At 51.0% G+C, this 19374-nt stretch carries 12 protein-coding genes and 1 tRNA gene; 6 read left to right on the forward strand and 7 right to left on the reverse strand.

Going from position 1 to position 19374, the window contains the following annotated elements:
* Complete coding sequence (gene mgtE, locus KDX31_05680) at window positions 1–1350, forward strand: magnesium transporter (protein UTW04496.1); 1350 nt, start codon at window positions 1–3, stop codon at window positions 1348–1350.
* 187 nt (window positions 1351–1537) lie between these two features.
* The gene (locus KDX31_05685; protein ID UTW04497.1) at window positions 1538–2008 is read left to right on the forward strand and encodes a hypothetical protein; all 471 of its coding nucleotides are present in this window, start codon (window positions 1538–1540) and stop codon (window positions 2006–2008) included.
* Window positions 2009–2118: 110 nt separating this feature from the next.
* On the opposite strand, the gene KDX31_05690 is transcribed toward KDX31_05685, so the two are convergent.
* Window positions 2119–5142, reverse strand: coding sequence for an EAL domain-containing protein (locus KDX31_05690; protein UTW04498.1), 3024 nt, complete (start codon window positions 5140–5142; stop codon window positions 2119–2121).
* A 119-nt stretch (window positions 5143–5261) separates the two neighbouring features.
* Between KDX31_05690 and KDX31_05695 the strand changes: the two genes are divergently transcribed.
* Complete coding sequence (locus KDX31_05695; protein UTW04499.1) at window positions 5262–6062, forward strand: amino acid ABC transporter substrate-binding protein; 801 nt, start codon at window positions 5262–5264, stop codon at window positions 6060–6062.
* Window positions 6063–6197: 135 nt separating this feature from the next.
* Here the strand turns inward: KDX31_05695 and KDX31_05700 are convergent, their stop codons facing one another.
* From KDX31_05700 to KDX31_05720, 5 genes are all read right to left on the reverse strand, one after another.
* Window positions 6198–7508, reverse strand: coding sequence for a TolC family outer membrane protein (locus KDX31_05700; protein ID UTW04500.1), 1311 nt, complete (start codon window positions 7506–7508; stop codon window positions 6198–6200).
* On the reverse strand, window positions 7505–10579 hold the full coding sequence (locus KDX31_05705) for an efflux RND transporter permease subunit (protein UTW04501.1): 3075 nt from the start codon (window positions 10577–10579) through the stop codon (window positions 7505–7507). Before KDX31_05705 ends, KDX31_05700 begins: the two co-directional genes overlap by 4 nt.
* 2 nt (window positions 10580–10581) lie before the next feature.
* Entirely contained in the window at window positions 10582–11658 is a 1077-nt protein-coding gene (locus KDX31_05710; protein ID UTW04502.1) for an efflux RND transporter periplasmic adaptor subunit, read from the reverse strand.
* Window positions 11636–12277 (reverse strand): TetR/AcrR family transcriptional regulator, encoded by a 642-nt coding sequence (locus KDX31_05715; protein ID UTW04503.1) that lies wholly within the window; start codon window positions 12275–12277, stop codon window positions 11636–11638. The genes KDX31_05710 and KDX31_05715 overlap by 23 nt, the downstream gene beginning before the upstream one ends.
* Window positions 12278–12469: 192 nt before the next feature.
* Window positions 12470–13651, reverse strand: coding sequence for a pyridoxal phosphate-dependent aminotransferase (locus KDX31_05720; protein UTW04504.1), 1182 nt, complete (start codon window positions 13649–13651; stop codon window positions 12470–12472).
* A gap of 251 nt (window positions 13652–13902) precedes the next feature.
* On the opposite strand from KDX31_05720, the gene uvrB reads away from it, so the two are divergent.
* Window positions 13903–15915, forward strand: a complete 2013-nt coding sequence (uvrB, locus tag KDX31_05725; GenBank protein UTW04505.1) for an excinuclease ABC subunit UvrB — start codon at window positions 13903–13905, stop codon at window positions 15913–15915.
* A 157-nt stretch (window positions 15916–16072) separates the two neighbouring features.
* Here uvrB and ald read toward each other — a convergent pair whose 3' ends face one another.
* Entirely contained in the window at window positions 16073–17188 is a 1116-nt protein-coding gene (ald, locus tag KDX31_05730) for an alanine dehydrogenase (protein UTW04506.1), read from the reverse strand.
* Window positions 17189–17497: 309 nt separating this feature from the next.
* Here ald and KDX31_05735 point away from each other — a divergent pair.
* A tRNA-Val gene (locus KDX31_05735) sits at window positions 17498–17574 on the forward strand.
* A gap of 149 nt (window positions 17575–17723) precedes the next feature.
* The gene (locus KDX31_05740; GenBank protein UTW04507.1) at window positions 17724–19364 is read left to right on the forward strand and encodes a tyrosine-type recombinase/integrase; all 1641 of its coding nucleotides are present in this window, start codon (window positions 17724–17726) and stop codon (window positions 19362–19364) included.
* Window positions 19365–19374 lie beyond the last annotated feature (10 nt).

The following is a 19374-nucleotide window of genomic DNA, read 5'->3' on the forward strand; positions in this document are numbered from 1 at the left end:
ATGTCTCAGCTTAATCTGCGTATTGATCAGATCCATGAAGCGATAGAGCGACAAGATGACGTTACGCTGGATAATCTGCTTGCTGAAGTCAGCAGCAGCGAGACTGCCCGGCTGATTGAGGCCTCCACCCCGGAAAATCGCTCCGTTATATGGGCCTGTCTGGATGTGCAGAAACGTGCCGGCGTCCTTAAAAGTATCCATGGTAAAGTGCGTCAGTTCCTCATCGACATTACCCCGGAAGACGCTCTGTTAGAGAGTCTGTTTCTGCTGCAGCCGGATGAGCTGGCTGATATTGATGAGGATCTTCCCGGCACAGTTATCAATGCGATGATTGCCGCGATGGATGAGCTGCGCAAGCGTCGCTATAACAGCGTTAAGCATTATCCGGACAACACCGCCGGTGGCCTGATGGACACTGATGCAACGGCTGTCAGGGCCGATGTGTCGGTACGTTCGGTGCTGCGCTATCTGCGCTTGCTGCGGAAGAAAGAGGGCGAAATGCCCGAGCAGCTGGATAGTTTAATGGTGGTGGACCGAACCAATAAGTTGCTGGGGGTTCTGCCGCTCAGCGAAGTTGTATCTTTGCCCCCCGACACGCTGGTGGCCGATATTCTGGGGGAAAGCTTCCAGGCGATACTGGTGGATGCCAGCCAGGAGCGGGTAGCACGTATCTTTCTCGACTGTGATCTGTTGTCCGCACCGGTTGTTGACCATAACTATCGCTTATTGGGCCGTATAACCATTGATGATGTGGTCGATGTGATTCAGGAGCAGGCCGACGATAAAATGTTACGCTCGGCGGGCCTGGAAAGTAATGCCGATATGTTTTCACCGGTATTAACCAGCGCGTACAAGCGGGGTTACTGGCTGGGCATCAACCTGATCACCGCGTTTGTGGCGGCCTGGGTGATCGGATTATTTGAAGCGGTGATCGAGCAGTTGATTGCGCTGGCTGTATTGATGCCGGTGGTCGCCAGTATGGGGGGCGTAGCGGGATCACAGACCCTCACTATTGTTACCCGCGGCCTGGCACTGAATCAGATCGGCCGAAGCAATATCGCCCAGTTGATCGCCCATGAAGCCTCTGTGGTGTTTCTCAATGGTATCGTCTGGGCGCTTGCTGTGGCTGCAATCGCGTTGTACTGGTTTGGTGATCCCATGCTCGGTATCGTTTTTGGCGTGGCGTTGCTGATTGTACTGGTGACCGGTGTGATCGGCGGCATCTTCATTCCGCTACTGTTGCAGCGCATGTCTATTGATCCTGCGGTTGCTGGTAGCGTGGTTCTGACGACGTTTACCGATGCCATCGGCTTTTTTTCTTTCCTGGGATTAGCCAAGCTGCTGATCTGATTCGGCTTTCCTTCAGGCCCGGAGGCAGCCCTGAGCGGGTAGTGCTAAGCTAGTACTAAGATAAAGTCAGGCAAAGCTGAGGTCGTTGTGGCGGCTTTGGTGTCGATTAAGCACGCAGATAAAAGCACGCAGATAAAAGCGCGGATAAATAGTCGCTTATAAAAAAGCAGCAATTCGAGAGGTCGTGATGGAATTTATTACGGTTGGCGAAACCATTAACTGTGTCCGGGTATTTAATGATCCCGATACCGGCAGAGAGCAGAAACAGGTCGTTATCTCGTTCAACGCTCAGGTTGACCGGGTGGCCCCTCACGTTGCCGCGGCACTGAGCGCGGATGAGAGACAGCAACTTGAAAACTGGCTGGCTGACAGGGCCCGGCTGCAGTCGGTATTAGAAGAAGAATCGATTGAAAGCACAATTCTGGAAACGCTTCCGGCGTTAATGATGCAGGCAGTTGAAGCGCTGGATACGCTGGAAACTGTGGACCTGAAATCCTATGAGGCGATCAGGGACAGTGTTAAGGATCTGACAGCGGCGCTTGATCGTGCAGAGCCGCACACCGCGTCACGCTCGGTTGAGCTTGATCAGATGCAGAGTGATGAGGAGCTGAAAGAACGACTCGATGTTATCCGCGATAACCTTGAAAAAAGAAAGTAGTCGCTAAATTAAGATAATACTGTTTCACCTCTCTGCTGGGATAACCTCGTGTTTAATCCGTTCTTTAACCCTGAGCGATTAAGCAGGCGGTCAGGCGAGGGCCTGTCACTTCATTTTTCGACTGCAGTGGTGGTTCGGTTTTTCAACAGGGTTAATAGCATATCCCCCGTCATCGGTCTGGCTAAAAGGTAACCCTGTATCATCGGCGAGCCGAACTGTTTCAACAGATCCAGCTGGCCCTGAGTTTCCACTCCTTCAACGACGGTTTTCAAAGACAGGGAGTCTGCCAGAGAGATCATCCCGGAAACCAGCGACTGTGTATCCTGGTTGGATTCCAGGTCATCAATAAATGACTTATCAATTTTCAGCCGCTGAACCGGGTATTTTTTCAGATAGCTGAGTGATGAATAACCGGTGCCAAAGTCATCGACTGCGATATCAGTCCCCATGGAAACGATCGATTCCAGCTGCTGAAAGATCTTCTGCTCATCGAGTAACAAAATACTCTCCGTAATTTCAACTACCAGGGCGGATCCCTTCAGTTTCAGGGCTGTGAGTTCATCCGTCAGCTGTGCCGCTACATTTCCCCTGCGAAACTGAGAGCTTGAAATATTCATACTGACTTTCGGCGCATTTGCATAGCTGTCCGAAAGTTGTCTGGCAAACCGGCAAGCCTCCTGAATGACCCATTTGCCGATTGAGTGAATCAGAACGGACTCTTCTGCGATAGGGATAAAGTCATTGGGTGAAACCATGCCGCGTGTGGGGTGCTGCCAGCGAATCAGTGCTTCGACGGACTCAATGCGGGAGCCATCGACTGACCATATCGGCTGGTATAAAAGATAAAACTGATCTCTTTCAAGCGCTTTGTAGAGATCCTGTTCGAGTAGGCTACGACGTTTCGAGTCTTCATTCAGTTGTTGGTTAAAATATTCCCGGGTGTTCCGGCCTCTCTGCTTCGCTTTGTACATAGCGTTATCCGCATTGAGTAGCAGTCGCTCTGAGTCTGAGCCATTATCGGGATAGATGGCGATACCGATACTGCAGGAAATATAGGCTTCATTTTTTCCCAGCCGATAAGGCTTCACAAGGCTCTGCAGAATTTTCTGGGCGATACCCTCTATGGCGGAAACCCGGGCCAGTTCGGGTATGACCACCGCGAACTCGTCACCCCCGAGACGGGCAACGGTATCGCTTTTGCGAATGCAGGATGTTATCCGCTCAGCAACTTCCTTGAGCAGCTGGTCGCCAGCAAAGTGACCAAAGGTATCGTTGACGTACTTAAAGCGATCGAGGTCGATAAACAGCAGGGCGGTTTTAGTCTGGCTGCGATCAGACAGCGCGAGCGCCTGTTTTAACCGGTCTTCAAACAGATGGCGGTTACACAGGCCGGTCAGCGTGTCGTAATTTGCCTGATGGATGATGATCGCTTCATCATGTTTACGCTGGGTGATATCACTGAACAGGGCGACATACCCTTCGAGCTCTCCAGCAGGGTTAAAGCGGGATGAGATAGTCAGCCATTGAGGATACACCTCGCCGTTTTTTCGCTGATTCCAGACTTCTCCTTCCCAGGTACGACTTTCTTCCAGTTTGAGGTAGATAGCCTGATAAAAGTCGGGCGTATGGTGACCGGATTTTAAGATCGCAGGTGTTTTGCCCAGTACTTCAGCTTCGCTATACCCGGTTATCTGTTCAAAGGATTCATTAACCATTTGAATACGGTTTTGTGCATCGGTCACCATAATAGCTTCCGCAGCAACACTGAATACTGCAGACGCCAGTCGAAGTTTTTCCTGAGCCTTTTTTTCTGCCGTTATCGGTTGCTTCAGGGCAATGTAATGGGTGATCTCACCCGCCTCATTGATTAGCGGGCCGATGGATGATCTTTCCCAGTATAAGCTGCCGTCTTTATGTTTATTATGGAACTCGCCCTGCCAGGTTTGTCCCGCTGTCAGGGTTTTCCACATATTTATGTATTCGATATCAGAGGTCTCACCTGACTTAAGTACCCGGGGAGTCCGTCCGATCACTTCGTGCTTGTGATAACCGGTGACCGTCTCAAAGCACTCGTTGACGTATTCGATAACGCCATCGGGGTTGGTAATCACGATAACCGTCGGGCTGTGTTCCACTACTTCGGAGAGCAGGGCAACCTCCGCTTTCATCTCAATGGCTCTGCGGCCGTTGCGAACGACGAACAGGGCGCCGCCAATCAGGATAAGAACTGCCACCAGCAGTATCAGCAACAGGCTGTGTTTCTGTTGCAGCCAAAGCGAAAACGAGTCCTTATGATCAACGACGATAGCCACGGTTAGTGGGTACTTGGTGAGTAACCGGATCGCAGTCGTGTTGAGAGGAATGGCCCCGAAAGAGTTATTGATCCTGTGCTCGTCAGCCCCTTCTGACAAAATGGCCTTCAGGTGTGGGATAACATACTGTCGGTTAGGCCCGAATAGTCCCTGCTGCAGCAAAACGTTGCCATCGACATCAGTCAGGTAAACGCTGTCGCTCTTTTCCAGCTCAAGGTCGCCAATATAGCGGGTAAGGTAGCTCGGGTTAAAGGTCGCAATAATGAGTAACCTTTCCCCCTGAGGAGAGCGTGTTTCAATGGCGATGGGTATCAGCTCCCGCAAGCTGGCTTCATCCGGGAAGGTGCCTTCAGGGGGCAGAAAACGACCTTTAAGGGAGTTGCCTACAATCAGTCCTAAGGAGTATGAACTGCGGACCGATCGATCCAGGCCTAAAATGTTAAGGTTGATATTATACGGTGAGTCGGTATGGGTGTCGGCAAGGGTTTTATCACCTTTGACGACGACAATCTGTCTCAGCTGGGGGGCAAACTTAAGGATTTTGAGCGCTTTATCACGGATTCTTTGAGTGTGACCCGGTCTCAGATCTCCATCGATCAGATCGTCGGACAGAGACACCAGACTGACTTCGAGGCCTTCCAGAGTGCGGGTGACCATGCCCTCAATCATGCGTGCATAGAGAGCGGATCGTTCAGAGCGTTCTTCAATACTCTGCATAAAGCTGAACCAGAGAACCGTAACGAACAGAAGGGTGGTCGCTAACACCCCACCGTAGACCCATCTGGCGAAAGAGGGAGGCTTCTTTTGATTACTATTTCGCATAAATTATAACTCGCATCAAAGAAGCGGAATAAAGATGATCATATCTTAAATTAAGGCTTGAAATAAATTAGTGCATGAAAGTTAATTGACTTTTGACAGGTAAACCGGACTTAAAAACGATGACCCACAGCCTTAAAACTATATTCTGCGGAGTATTATCTCTTCTACTTCTTTCAATTAACAGTGCTGCGGCGAGTGAGCGATCTGAAAAAATTATCACGGCAGGGCAGATCAGGGTTTGTATCTGGCCGGATTACTTTGCCATCAGCTATCGCAACCCCCGAACTCATCAACTGGAAGGGATCGATATCGATATGGCCCATGAACTGGCCCGGTCTATGGGGGTCAAACTGCAGTTTGTCGAAAGCTCCTTTTCTAAGTTGGTCAGTAATCTGGAAAACAATGCCTGTGATATTGCTATGCATGGTATCGGTGTCAGGGATAGCCGTAAGCCCTTCATGGAGTTTTCCAGGCCCTATCTGGCGAGTGGGATTTATGCTGTAGGCACTAAGGACAATGATGCGGTCACCCGATGGGATGATATTGACAGGGAAGGAGTGGTGGCTGTTGTCCAGAAAGGCACCTATATGGAGCCGGTGGTGAAACAGACCTTTATGCACGCCGACGTGGCGGTTGTCGATAGTTTTAAGGCCCGTGAGCAGGAAGTGCTGAGTGGCAGGGCGGATGTGTTTATGACCGATTATCCCTACGGTAAACGGATGACGGCGCTGACGCAGTGGGCAGTGCTGTTTGCGCCGCAAACGCCATTGGCGAAAACCTTTTATGCTTATGCGGTACCAAAAGGTGAGATGGACTGGTTAAACGAGGTTGATGATTTCCTTCTGACGATGAAAAAAACCAATAAGCTTTATCAGTCAGCAGAAAAAAATGGCTTAAGTGAGATCGTGGTTAACGACTGACGAGCGGAGTATTCATCGATACCGTTCAGTGACATAAGAAAAAAGGCTGATGTTGTCTGGCATCAGCCTTTTTTATTGTTGTGAACGAAAGAGTCTGAAGCGGGTGCCGTGTTGGCCCGGCACTCTCTCGGCGTTCTATCTGGCTTGCATCCACTGATCCAGACCGATAATGTCATCCGGACTGAGAGTGCCGACCTGCTGTTTAAAGCTGAACAGGTTCTGGATGTAATCGAACCGGGCATTGGCATAATCCCGTTGTGCTGAATAGAGTTGCTGTTCTGCCTGCAACACGTCAACAACATTTCGGGTGCCTACGTTAAAGCCCTCTTCGGTTGCTTTCAGGGCGGTCTCGCTGGAGAGAATGCTCTGCTTCCGGGCTGATACGCTCAGTACGTTGGTCTGCAGGTTACGCAGCAGGTTGCGGGTCTCCTGAATCACACCTCGCAGAGTATCGTCCTGAGTGTAACGCGCCTGCGCAAAGCCATACTCGGCCTGACGACTGATAGAGCTGGTCGCACCACCGGAAAAGATTGGCACTGACAGAGTCAGGCCTATCTGATTGGTTTCTTCCCAGTCATTGTTTCCGGTTGATTTTCCCTTATCCCGGTCGTAACTGGCGGTCAGCGAGAGTGTGGGCAGGTGTCCACTGGACGCCGCCTGAGACTGGCGCCGGGCAGATTCTGTGTTCGCCTGAGCGACTTTCAGTGACAGGTTGCCAGCCTGAGCTTTTTTAATCCATGCCTGTGGTTCTGTCGGGCTGATATTTTCAACCGGGTACTCTTTAGCCAGCGGATCGACGGCGCCTACAGGTTGCCCTGTGAGTCGCTCTAGTGCCTGGAAGCTGTTGTCCAGATCACCTTCCGCCAGAATTCTGGCAACCTTGGCATTGTCATAGGTCGCCTGAGCCTCATGAACATCGGTAATAGCAATCAGACCGACTTCAAACTGCGCGTTCACCTGATCCAGGCGGCGTTTGATCGCCCGCTCCTGAGCCTGCGCTGTTTCCAGCGCTGTCTGTGCCCGCAGTACACTCAGGTAACTGTTAACGACCCGCAGAATAAGACTTTGCTGTGCCTGGTCAAACTGCAGGCTGGCTGCTTCAGATTGCGCTATTCCCTGTTGGTAGGTAAACCAGGAGGAGGCTGAGAACAGTGGCTGACTCAGGCTTACGGTATAGCCGTGGTTGTTGTAGTCAGCGTTTTCCGCCTCGATCCAGGTGGTGTTCCCGGTTAACGAGATACTGGGCAGTAAGCCTGCCCGGCTTTGCGGCAGGGCTTCTGCTCCCGCTTTCGCACCGGCCTCAGCGGCCTTGAGTTGCGGATCCTGATCAAGGGCTTGCTGATAAATAGCGGTCAGTGCACCTGCGTTAACCGACGGAGTAATCAGGGCGCAGCCGATGGCTGTCGCCAGCAGAGTACGATGTAATGTACGTTGAGTTACTTTCACTGCTCTGATCCTTGTTCCATAAGTTGATATTCCGGCTCGACTTTTTTGAACAGACGCCGTCCCAGATAGCTGTAAACCGTTGGTACTATGAATAAGGTTAACAGGGTACCAAAGGTCAGACCACCCACAATTACCCAGCCTATCTGTTGCCGACTTTCTGCACCGGCACCAAAGGCGATGGCCAGTGGCACGGTACCCAGCACCATTGCGCCGGTCGTCATCAGAATCGGGCGTAATCGCATGGTCGCTGATTCAATAATAGCATCCTGTAGCTCACGTCCCTGATCCTGTAACTGGTTGGCAAACTCTACGATCAGAATACCATGCTTGGTGATCAGACCGATCAGGGTTATCAGGCCTATCTGACTGTAAATACTCAGGCTGCCGCCGGAAAAATACAGGGCAAAGAGGCCGCCGAACAGTGCCGGCGGTACTGATAGCATAATGATCATCGGGTTACGGAAACTCTCAAACTGTGCCGCCAGAACCAGAAACGTGAAGATCAGTGCCAGCACGGCGGTGACCATCAGGCCACTTCCGGACTCTTTGAACTCCCGTGACTGTCCGCCGAAATCGTACAGTGTTTCCGGACTGATCTCAGCCATCTGTTGCTCGAGAAAATCCAGCGCCTGCTTCAGGCTGTAACCGGGGGCCAGAATGGCCTGAAACTTAACCGACTTCATCTTATCAAAGTGGTTTAGCTCCTTGGGCGCGACACTTTCCTGAATATCCACGACTGAGCTCAATTGCACCATGTTGTTATCGGCAGTGCGCAGATAGAGGTTGCTCAGGTCACTTGGATCACGTCGCTGACTGGGCTCAACCTGTAGGATAACGTCGTACTGCTCACCTTCTTTCTTAAAGCGGGTCACATTACGGCTTGCCATATAGGTTTCGATACTGCGTCCGATGAGATTGATATCCAGCCCCATTTCGGATGCCTTATCCCGATTTACATTCAGTGACAGTTCCGGTTTATTCAGCTTCAGGTCAATATCCGGTTGCACAAAACCCGGGTTTTGTAAGATGCGTGCCATCAATTGGTCGGAAATCGTTTTCAGCTCAGCATAATCGGTATTCGATTTGATGATGAACTCCACAGGCCTGGAAACAAAACTTTGTCCCAGAGAGGGAGGGTTCATGGCAAATGACATGGTGCCGGTGACCCCACCAAACAGTTGCGGTGTCAGTTCGGCAACAATACTCTGCTGCTTCTGTGTCCTCTCATCCCAGGGTTTCAGGCCAAGGAAGGTCATCGAGTTGGTTTCAGTAGGGAAGCCGACGATAGTAAAGTAGCGGTTGCCGGCAGGCTGTTTGGCAATCATTCCTTCGACCTGTCTGGCATAGCGGTCGACATAGTCGACAGATGCACCATCAGGTGAGATAGACATCGCCAGGATCGTACCCCGGTCTTCTACCGGCGCCAGTTCCTGCGGTAACTGGGTGTATAGCAGACCCGCACCGCCAAGGCTGACAGCCATAATCAATACCGCTAACAGTCGTGAACGCAGCACTTTTTTCAGCAGCGCCTGATAGCCGTTGGTTAGACCCAGAATCCAGCCTTCAATCAGGTTGAAGATCGCACTGTGACGCTTTTCATGATGCAGCAGGCGAGAGCACATCATCGGTGACAGGGACAGGGCAATAAAACCGGATACCAGTACGCCGCCCGCCAGGGTCAGGGCAAACTCGGTGAACAGCTTGCCGGTACGACCGGGTGTAAAGGCCACCGGGGCAAATACCGCTACCAGTGTCAGGGTGGTGGCTATGACCGCAAAACCGATCTCTTTACTGCCTTTAAAGGCCGCCTGGACAGGCGATAAGCCTGCCTCAACATGACGGTAAATATTTTCCAGCATCACGATAGCATCGTCGACCACCAGGCCGATTGCCAATACCATCGCCAACAGGGTAAGCGTGTTAATACTGAAGCCCATCAACAGCATCAGGGCAAAGCCGCCGATCAGTGACAGCGGGATTGTTATAACCGGAATCAGGGTTGCCCGCAGGTTTCTCAGGAAGAAAAAGATAACCGCGATAACCAATACGCTGGCTTCAAAAATAGTTTTGAAAACAGATTTGATTGACTCAGAGATAAACACCGAGGAGTCGTAGGCGATCTCAACATTCACCCCTTCCGGAAGGGCCGCTTTGATCAGGGGCAGACGTTCCTGAATACCGCTTGATACATCCAGCGGGTTAGCCGTTGATTGCTTTACAACCCCCAGAGCGACAGCTGATTTGCCTTTAAAACGTGATTTACGGCGCTCGTCTTCTGGTGCTATCTCCACCCGGGCAACGTCACGGACTCGGACCGGATAGTTGTTGTCGTTACGGATAATGATATTTTCAAACTGCTCGATAGTGTTCAGGTCGGTTTTCGCCAGTACGCTGAACTCCCTCTGAACACTTTCAATACGACCCGCAGGAATCTCAACATTCTGACTGCTCAGCGCGCTTTCAATGTCCTGAGGAATAACCTGATAGGCCGCCATGCGGGCAGGGTCCAGCCAGATCCGCATAGCAAAGCGACGGTCACCAAAGAGCATGACGTTAGCCACTCCATCAACGGTTTGCAGAGGGTCTTTGACCATCTTATCTGCAATCTGAGAGATCTCCATCATGCTGTGGTTATCGGAGGATAGTGCCAGCCAGAACACTGGCTGGGCATCCGCTTCAGTCTTCGCCGTAATCGGTTCTTCGACGTCATCGGGCAGGGCTCCACGTACCCGGCCGACACGGTCGCGAACATCACTGGCCGCATCGTCAGGATCGCGGGTCAGTTTGAACGTTACCGTGATCTGGCTTTTGCCAGATCGGCTGACAGAGCTGATGTAATCAACTCCCTCTATACCGGACAGGGAGTCCTCGATAATCTGGGTGACCTGAGTTTCTATAATGGATGAACTGGCGCCGGGGTAGTTGGTTTCAACCGTTACCACCGGGACGTCTATCTTCGGATATTCCCTGACCGTCAGACGGTCGTAGGATACCGCTCCCACCAGTAATATCAGCAGACTCATAACAGTCGCCAGTACCGGTCGTTTGATACTGATTTCAGAAAGGATCATGCTCAGGCTCCCGGTTGTTCAGCCGAAGGCTGAGCTGCTTGCTCAGCAGTGCCATCAACAAAGACAGGGGTGACAGGCGAACCCGGGAAAAGTTTGATCTGTCCGGCAGTCACGATGACCTGTCCAGCTGCCAGACCGGTAATAATATTGACCTCTCCATCGCGGCGCAGGCCTAACTCTACCGGAGCCATACCAATTTTTCCGTCGTTCACCGTCATGACGAAGAAGCTGTTGTTCTGCGGGATAATCGCTTGTTCAGGAATCATTACTGCGTTCTCGTTAGTGCTGGTGATGATCTGAATCCGCGCAAACAGTCCGGGACGTAACAGGTTGTCTCGGTTTTCGATCTTTGCCCGGATAGCGATATTGTGGCTGCGAGCATCGATGCTGGGTGCGATGGCGTAGATGGAGCCCTCGAATGTTTCACCCGGCAGGGCGTCAACCTGAACCCTGATCTGCTGACCGGTGTGTATATTTGCCAGCTGATTTTCCGGTACCCGGAAGTCCACCTTCATGGTGTTGATATCGGTCAGTTCAACCAGATCCTGCCCCACCGTGACGTAATCACCGGGACTGAACTTACGCAAGCCGATAATGCCGTCGAATGGAGCCTTGATGCTCATTTTGTTCAGCTGAGTCTGGGCGACCTGTTGTTGTGCCTGATCAACCTGCAACTGTGCCAGTGAAGAGTCCATATCCTGCTGTGAACCCACCTTTTTCTTGACCAGACGAGCCGCCCGGTTATAGGCGATACGGCTCAGATTAACGCGGGCTTTACTTTCCTGTAGCTGAGCTTTGTACAGCGATGACTCAAGTACGACCAGGGTTTCGCCTGACTTAACGGTAGCGCCCTCGGTAAAAAGGACCTTTTCAACGCTGCCACTCTGTTCCGGGCGCAGGATGATTGATTCATTGCCACTGAGGCCGCCTACCGCTTCGATCATGTGAGTCAGCGACTTGCTCTGTACATGGATTACCTCAGCAGGAAGACCCTCGGCATGAGCCGCAGGCGTACAGATCAGCATCAGGCTGAGCAGCGTTGAGGGTAAGAGCTGATTAAATTTCATTTTTATCTCCATCCTTAGTGTTAGTTGCAGGATTTTCCAATGGTGCATACAGTTTATATATAGTGTCAGCCACTTCACGCAGGGGGGTGGTTGAGGCTTCAACTTTGGTTCTTAGCAGCGCCCCCTGCCAGCTATCCCAGAACAACTGGGCCATAGCGCGGGCGGGAAGATCATCGCGGAAGCAGCCCTGTAGCTGACCCTCTTTAAAGTGTTCTTCAATACAATTAATGACGCGATTACAGGACAGGCTGATAATCTCGCGAAATGAATCGCTGGCATTACCGATCTCGCCCATCATGTTGGTTAATAAACAACCCGTTGCATCGGGGTCTTGCTCGTAATCTGCAATGAACAGGTTAAGCGCAAGACAGAATTGCTCAAGCAGATTACCTTCGATAGAGCTGGTACGTTGACCCCATTTCTCATCTTCAAGCTGATGGCTGTATTCCAGTACTTCTACTGCAAACTGCTCTTTACTCTCGAAGTAGTTATAAAAAGAACCTTTGGGGACCTGGCAGGTATCGAGAATCTCTTTCAGGCCTGTGCCGTGATAACCCTTGCGGTTAAAAAGCTCCATCCCTGTTTGCAGGATCTTTTCCCGGTTATGTTCATTTCTTTTGGGGATGTTCATATAATTAGACCGGTCGTCTTAAGTGTGAAAAAGCAATTATAGTTCCGCTTGAATGAAATGCAATGTTGTTTAGATTAAAGTTTTTTGATCAGTTGAACATGATCGGTGTTGCGGGATGGCTGTGGGGGGAAAGGGGCGTATTACATTTATAAAAAAGCCGGGCAGCGCCCGGCTTTCTGTCAGCGCTAGAGATTAGTTTTCCAGCGCTGTTTTAATCCGTCCGATCGCATCCGCCAGAATATCAAGCGAGGTTGCGAAGGACAGGCGCATGTTCCCCGGTGCACCGAAAGCCGAGCCTGGCACCAGTGCAACACCCGCTTCCAGCAGCAGGAACTCAGCCAGATCGATATCGTTTTCAAACCGGTCGTCTCTGTCGATAACCTGCTGAAAGCTTGGAAATGCGTAAAAGGTTCCGTCAGCAGGGATGCAGTCAACACCTTCGATGGCATTGAGTTTTTCCACCACGAAGTCATGGCGCTGCTTGAAGGCTTTAACCATCTCCTTGACGCACTCCTGATCTTCATCGAGTGCCACCTGAGCAGCAACCTGAGAGATAGACGTCGGGTTAGAGGTGCTCTGAGACTGGATCTTCTTCATGGCGCCGATCAGCTTGGCCGGACCGGCAGCATAACCAATCCGCCAGCCTGTCATTGAGTAAGCCTTAGAAACGCCATTGAGTACGATGGTACGATCATACAGCTCAGGACAGGCATTGAGGATGTTGATGAAGGGGGCCTCTGTGAACAGAATATGTTCATACATGTCATCTGTTGCGATCAGTACATCAGGGTGCTTAGCCAGCACCTGGCCCAATGCTTTCAGTTCTGCTTCAGTGTAAGCAACACCGGTTGGGTTGGATGGGCTGTTCAGAACCAGCAGTCGGGTCTTGTCAGTGATCGCCGCTTCCAGTTGTGCGGGGGTGATTTTAAAGCGGGCTTCCTGTGTGGTGGTCACGATGACAGGAACACCTTCACCCATCAGCACCATGTCTGGATAAGATACCCAGTAGGGCGCCGGGATAATGACTTCATCGCCCGGGTTCAGCAGTGCCAGTGACAGGTTGAAGAAGCTCTGCTTACCGCCACATGAAACCAGAATCTGATTGGCTTCGTAGTCAAAGCCATTGTCCCGCTTAAATTTAGCAATAATGGCTTTTTTCAGGGCCGGCGTGCCGTCAACAGCTGTGTATTTTGTGAAGCCGTTGTTGAGGGCTTCAATCGCAGCGTTTTTAATGTGGTCCGGGGTGTCAAAATCGGGTTCACCTGCACCCAGACCAATAATATTCTTACCCGCGGCACGTAATTCGGCAGCACGGTTAGTCACTGCCAGTGTCGGAGAAGGTTTAATGCTGTTAACGCGATCGGAGAGTTGCATTGTCCTAGCCATATCCTCTGAAAAAAAGTGGTGCTAAACCTCGGTGTGTTCAACCGTCAAATGATACCGGAATCTGGGGTGGGTAAAAATCCTTTTCATCGCTGAATCGGGTTAAAAGTAGTATTTATTTCAACAAAGTGACAACTATTTCACAAATAGAGATCAACTATTTTGCTGAATGATCATTCAGCAGAAAATTTTTCTTGCAGGTATAATAGTCCGCTTCCATTTTTGTGTCGTATAGAGCAGTTATGAAACAACGTTTTCAGATTCAATCAAAGTTTCAGCCAGCCGGTGATCAGCCAGCCGCTATCGAAGGTCTGGTGAAAGGGATTAATGCCGGCCTGGCTGCTCAGACACTGCTTGGGGTAACCGGTTCAGGCAAGACCTTCACGATTGCCAACGTGATCGCAGAGTTGCAGCGTCCGACGATTATTATGGCGCACAACAAAACGCTGGCTGCTCAGTTATATGGCGAGTTTCGCGAGTTTTTCCCTAATAATGCGGTCGAGTATTTTGTCTCGTATTACGATTATTATCAGCCTGAAGCCTATGTTCCCTCATCGGATACCTTTATCGAGAAAGATGCATCTATCAATGAGCATATTGAACAGATGCGTCTGTCAGCGACAAAAGCGCTGCTGGAGCGGGATGATGCGATCATCGTCGCCACCGTTTCGGCGATCTACGGCCTGGGTGATCCGAAGTCCTATCTGGGGATGATGTTGCATTTGGATCGAGGTGACGCTGCGGATCAGAGAACTATTTTGCGCCGCCTGGCTGAACTTCAATACACCCGTAATGATGTGGAACTCCACCGCGGAACCTACCGGGTGCGGGGCGATGTGATCGATGTGTTTCCGGCTGAATCAGAAAAAGAGGCGGTACGGATTGAGCTGTTCGACGATGAAGTAGAGAACCTCAGCTATTTTGATCCGCTGACAGGCGAAGTATTACGCCGGGTTCCCCGGGCCACCATCTATCCTAAATCCCACTATGTCACCCCGCGGGAGAAACTGCTGGAAGCGGTCGACAATATTCTGGAAGAGCTGCATCCCCGATTGGAACAGTTGCGCAGTAACGATAAGCTCGTAGAACTACAGCGTCTTGAACAACGGGTTATGTATGATGTCGAGATGATCAAAGAGCTGGGGTATTGCTCCGGCATTGAAAACTACTCCCGTTATCTGTCAGGTCGCGCACCTGGCGAGCCACCACCAACACTGTTTGACTATCTGCCTGACGATGCATTGCTGGTAATGGATGAGTCTCATGTCACCATTCCTCAGCTGGGGGCGATGTATAAAGGCGACCGCTCCCGTAAAGAGACGCTGGTTGAATACGGCTTCCGGTTACCCTCTGCGCTGGATAACCGGCCGATGAAGTTCGAAGAGTGGGAACGTCAGGCACCACAGATGATCATGGTGTCGGCCACGCCGAGTAAGTATGAAGCGGCCAACGCCGGCCAGGTTGTTGAGCAGGTGGTGCGTCCAACCGGCTTGCTTGATCCGCTGGTTGAGGTGCGTCCGGCCCGCAATCAGGTGGATGACTTGCTGGGGGAGATTCATAAGGTCGCTGCTAAAGGCGAGCGGGTTATTGTTACCGTTCTGACTAAACGGATGGCCGAGGATCTTACCGAATATCTGGATGAACACGGTGTCCGGGTGCGTTATCTACACTCCGATATCGATACCGTTGAACGGGTCGAGATCATTCGCGATCTGCGTATCGGTGAGTTTGATGTGCTGGTGGGTATCAACCTGTTGCGGGAAGGGATTGATATGCCGGAAGTCGGGCTGGTAGCGATTCTTGATGCCGATAAAGAGGGCTTCCTGCGATCAGAAACATCGATGATTCAGACCATTGGTCGGGCAGCCCGGAATATCAATGGTCGGGCAATTCTTTATGCGGACCGGATTACCGGTTCAATGCAGCGGGCGATGGATGAAACGGAACGCCGGCGGGAGAAGCAGATCATTCACAATGAGACTCACGGTATTGTACCTAAGGGTATTATGAAGTCAGTTGCAGATATCATGGAGGGGGCTTCTGCGATTCCCGGGCGTAAGAGTAAGTCGGGTCGTAAAGCAGCGGAGCCTGCTGCTGAGTATCATATCGATCCTAAAAAACTCAGTTCTGCAGAGTTGGCTAAGACGATGAGTCGGTTGGAAGATCAGATGTATGAAGCGGCTAAAAATCTTGAGTTTGAAAAAGCCGCGCAATACCGGGATCAGCTGGAAAAGCTCAAACATAGTGGTTTATAGCATGGCTGTTATCCAGATAAGCCCGTGACTGCTGACGCATTGCAGGACAAGAGTGTTCCTGTGCAGAGTTCAGGCAATGCCCGATGTATGAAAAAAACGCTGTCATGTTGATAGCGTTTTTTATACCTTCGCAAACTGGCGCTGTTAGCACTTGTCGTTAACGTATCGCCTGTTCTGCTGCCAGATAGTCATACCCCAGGTTATTGGCCACCGCCTGATAGGTGATGTCGCCTCTGTGGACATTCAAGCCGTTACGCAGGTGAGGGTCATCAAGGAGCGCCTGCTTATACCCCTTGTCGGCCAAAGCAAGAGCAAAAGGCAGGGTGGCATTGGTCAGCGCGAAGGTTGAGGTGCGTGCAACACCACCAGGCATATTGGCAACACAGTAGTGGATAATACCCTCGACCTCATAGGTTGGATCCTGATGAGTGGTGGCGTGAGAGGTTTCAAAACAGCCACCCTGATCGATCGCGACATCCACCAGTACTGAGCCATTCTTCATCTTCTTCAGCATTTCTCGGGTAACGAGTTTAGGGGCGGCGGCCCCCGGAATCAGCACCGCTCCGATCACCAGATCTGATGCGATGACTTCATGCTCAACGGACTCTACGCTGGAGTAAAGTGTCTTCAGGCGCGGCCCATACTGTTCATCCAACGCCTTCAGGCGGGGAATTGATCGATCCAGAATCGTGACATCAGCCCCTAAACCCATTGCCATACGGGCGGCATTAATACCGACAACGCCCCCTCCGATTACAGTGACTTTAGCGGGCGCGACACCTGGAACACCGCCCAGCAGAATCCCCATACCCCCCTGCGCTTTTTCCAGTGCATGGGCTCCGGCCTGAATCGCCATGCGCCCAGCCACTTCACTCATCGGTGCCAGTAAAGGCAGTCCTCCCTGAGCGTCGGTGACGGTTTCGTAGGCGATTGCGATGCAGTCGGACTCAACCAGTAAGCGGGTCTGTTCCGGATCCGGAGCGAGGTGAAGATAGGTAAACAGCAATTGACCCGGACGCAGCATCTTGCACTCGTTGGGTTGTGGCTCTTTGACCTTGATAATCATCTCGGCGGTGGCAAAGATTTCCTCCGCAGTGTCGATCAGCTTTGCCCCTGCAGCTTCATACTGCTGATTGCTCAGTCCGATGGCCGTTCCGCCATCGCGCTGCATCATCACCTGATGACCATGGGCAACCAGTTCCCGTACGCCGGCTGGTGTCATCCCAATCCGGTATTCATTATTCTTAATCTCTTTGGGTATACCGATCAGCATAAACAACACTCCTCAGTGAGAGAAAACGATACTCAGTTCATACCTTTAACTTAGCACCGGTTGTCCAGATTTTTCCTTTGAATAGCGCATTTATACGGATTTTTTGCCAGTATTCGGCCGATATTTCAGAGATAAAAAATAGTGTTTTTTTCTGATTTACTGCTAACGAAGTCTGCCTCAGAAGGCGGGTGTTGGCCGGTAGCGATGGCGGGGTTGCGAGATTTTGAGAGTAAAACCGATAAGATTATGAAAAAACGATGAAAATAGGCTTGCACCTCAAAAGCAAAACAATATAATACGCATCACTTCAGGACTATAGCTCAGTTGGTTAGAGCGCTACCTTGACATGGTAGAGGTCGGCAGTTCGAATCTGCCTAGTCCTACCACTTACTCTAAGCTCTTGTTTCTCAAGGGTTTCTTTTGATTTCAAAGACTTACCATATCCAGCAAAATTGCAACTGGTACAAAACACTGGTACAAAGCTGTGTTCAAATCAGTTGCTTCACGTACATCGTGGAGTTTGGAAATGGGTTGTATGGCATCTCCTTGGAAACATCCTGACAGCGGCATCTACTATCACCGAGTAGGTGTACCTAAAGACATCCGTGATCAGATCGGAAAGTCTGTCATTAAGTACTCTCTGAACACTCGTGACTTTACCGAGGCAAAGCGTCTCTTTGCGTCACACTACGCAGACACTCAAGCTCTCTTTCAGCAGGCGCGTAATCGAACCACTCTCAGCACCAAAGATATCGAAACATTAGCCCAGCGTTGGCTTCAAGCTGCTGTCGATTCGATGGAGGAGGCTGGTGATTTTGAGAACTACCTTGCAGACTTCGGCGGCAACATTACAGATGCTAGCAGCTTGATCTCTGATGCACTGGAGAAAGGGTACAAGGCTCAACTACGGTTGGTGAGATATCACGTTGATACTGTCCTATCAGACAACAACGTACTCCTGACTGAAGGTAGCGATGAGTACAAAGCTCTGACTGGACGTATCTGCTGGCGTTTGATGGAACTCTCGAAGATCGCACAGGATAGGTTCTACGGAAATTGGAAGTCAGCACCTGAAGTGGCGCAGCGTCTCTCTGATCATAAGCTAGGCACGGAGAAGACCAAGCTGAACTACAAGCCGCTCAGTGTGATGGTCGATGACTTCACTAAGTACAAGACTGATCGTGGAGACTGGAGCGGGAAGACGCTGCGTGATCCTGTGAGCGTCTATGAGCAGTTCATAGAGTACATTGGGGCTGATGTTGATCCACATACTATCACCCGTGATCAGCTGCGAGACTTTGTTGCTCTGCTGCATCAGCTGCCACAGCGATACACCATAATCCCGCGACTGAAGAACAAGTCACTGGAGAAGCTTGTTGAGATAGCAGCTGACGAAGAGCTTCCCTTGCTATCACCAACTACGGTCAAGAAGAAGTTCGTCTTCATCAAATCCCTGTTCAGCCATGCCGAGCAGGAAGAGTGGGTCGATAAAAACAGAGCTACAGGAATCACCGTACCGAAGGGCAAGAGCAAGAAGCGTGTACCGTATCGACCTGAAGAGCTGCAGGCCATCTTTGATGAGACTAGGGATGCTGAGCGTCCATCTGATTACTGGAGTCCTCGTATCTCTCTGGCTACAGGCATGCGCTCAAACGAGATTCTACAGCTGACCAAGGCTGACGTTCAGCAGGCTAACGGTGTCTGGTTCCTGGATGTGAACACTGACACAGACGATGAGACTGGCAAGGATAAGAAAGCCAAGACAGATAACAGTCAGCGTAAGGTTCCAGTACCTCAGGTGCTTATCGATGCTGGCTTCTTAGCGTATGTCGAGAGTATCAAAGAAGGGCGCTTGTTCCCTTGTGTGGCACTGGCAGCAGCTGACGGTACTTACTCCTTCACCTATAGCAAACGCTTCAATCCAATGCTCAAGCGGTTAGGCCTCAAGCCTTCACAAGATGAGATGATCATTCGAGACTTCCACAGCTTCCGGCACACCTTCCGATCCAATGCGAGGGCGTATGGTATTGCTAAGGAGAACGCTGAGCTGATTGGCGGCTGGAAGAGTCAGAACGACAGAACAGCAGGTGATAACTACGGTCTGCACTATGACGCATTCATAGCAGAGCTGAAGGTCAACGCTGACAAGATCGATTATTCAGACATTACGTTCTAGCTCGAAAACA

It is taken from the genome of Amphritea atlantica, from assembly GCA_024397875.1.
GTDB lineage: Bacteria > Pseudomonadota > Gammaproteobacteria > Pseudomonadales > Balneatricaceae > Amphritea > Amphritea atlantica_B.

Excerpts from the sequence above, each read along its gene's own strand:
- mgtE (UTW04496.1), top strand. The coding sequence starts at position 1 with ATGTCTCAGCTTAATCTGCGTATTGATCAGATCCATGAAGCGATAGAG.
- KDX31_05685 (UTW04497.1), top strand. The coding sequence starts at position 1,538 with ATGGAATTTATTACGGTTGGCGAAACCATTAACTGTGTCCGGGTATTT.
- KDX31_05690 (UTW04498.1), bottom strand. The coding sequence starts at position 5,142 with ATGCGAAATAGTAATCAAAAGAAGCCTCCCTCTTTCGCCAGATGGGTC.
- KDX31_05695 (UTW04499.1), top strand. The coding sequence starts at position 5,262 with ATGACCCACAGCCTTAAAACTATATTCTGCGGAGTATTATCTCTTCTA.
- KDX31_05705 (UTW04501.1), bottom strand. The coding sequence starts at position 10,579 with ATGATCCTTTCTGAAATCAGTATCAAACGACCGGTACTGGCGACTGTT.
- KDX31_05710 (UTW04502.1), bottom strand. The coding sequence starts at position 11,658 with ATGGAGATAAAAATGAAATTTAATCAGCTCTTACCCTCAACGCTGCTC.
- KDX31_05715 (UTW04503.1), bottom strand. The coding sequence starts at position 12,277 with ATGAACATCCCCAAAAGAAATGAACATAACCGGGAAAAGATCCTGCAA.
- KDX31_05720 (UTW04504.1), bottom strand. The coding sequence starts at position 13,651 with ATGCAACTCTCCGATCGCGTTAACAGCATTAAACCTTCTCCGACACTG.
- uvrB (UTW04505.1), top strand. The coding sequence starts at position 13,903 with ATGAAACAACGTTTTCAGATTCAATCAAAGTTTCAGCCAGCCGGTGAT.
- ald (UTW04506.1), bottom strand. The coding sequence starts at position 17,188 with ATGCTGATCGGTATACCCAAAGAGATTAAGAATAATGAATACCGGATT.
- KDX31_05740 (UTW04507.1), top strand. The coding sequence starts at position 17,724 with ATGGCATCTCCTTGGAAACATCCTGACAGCGGCATCTACTATCACCGA.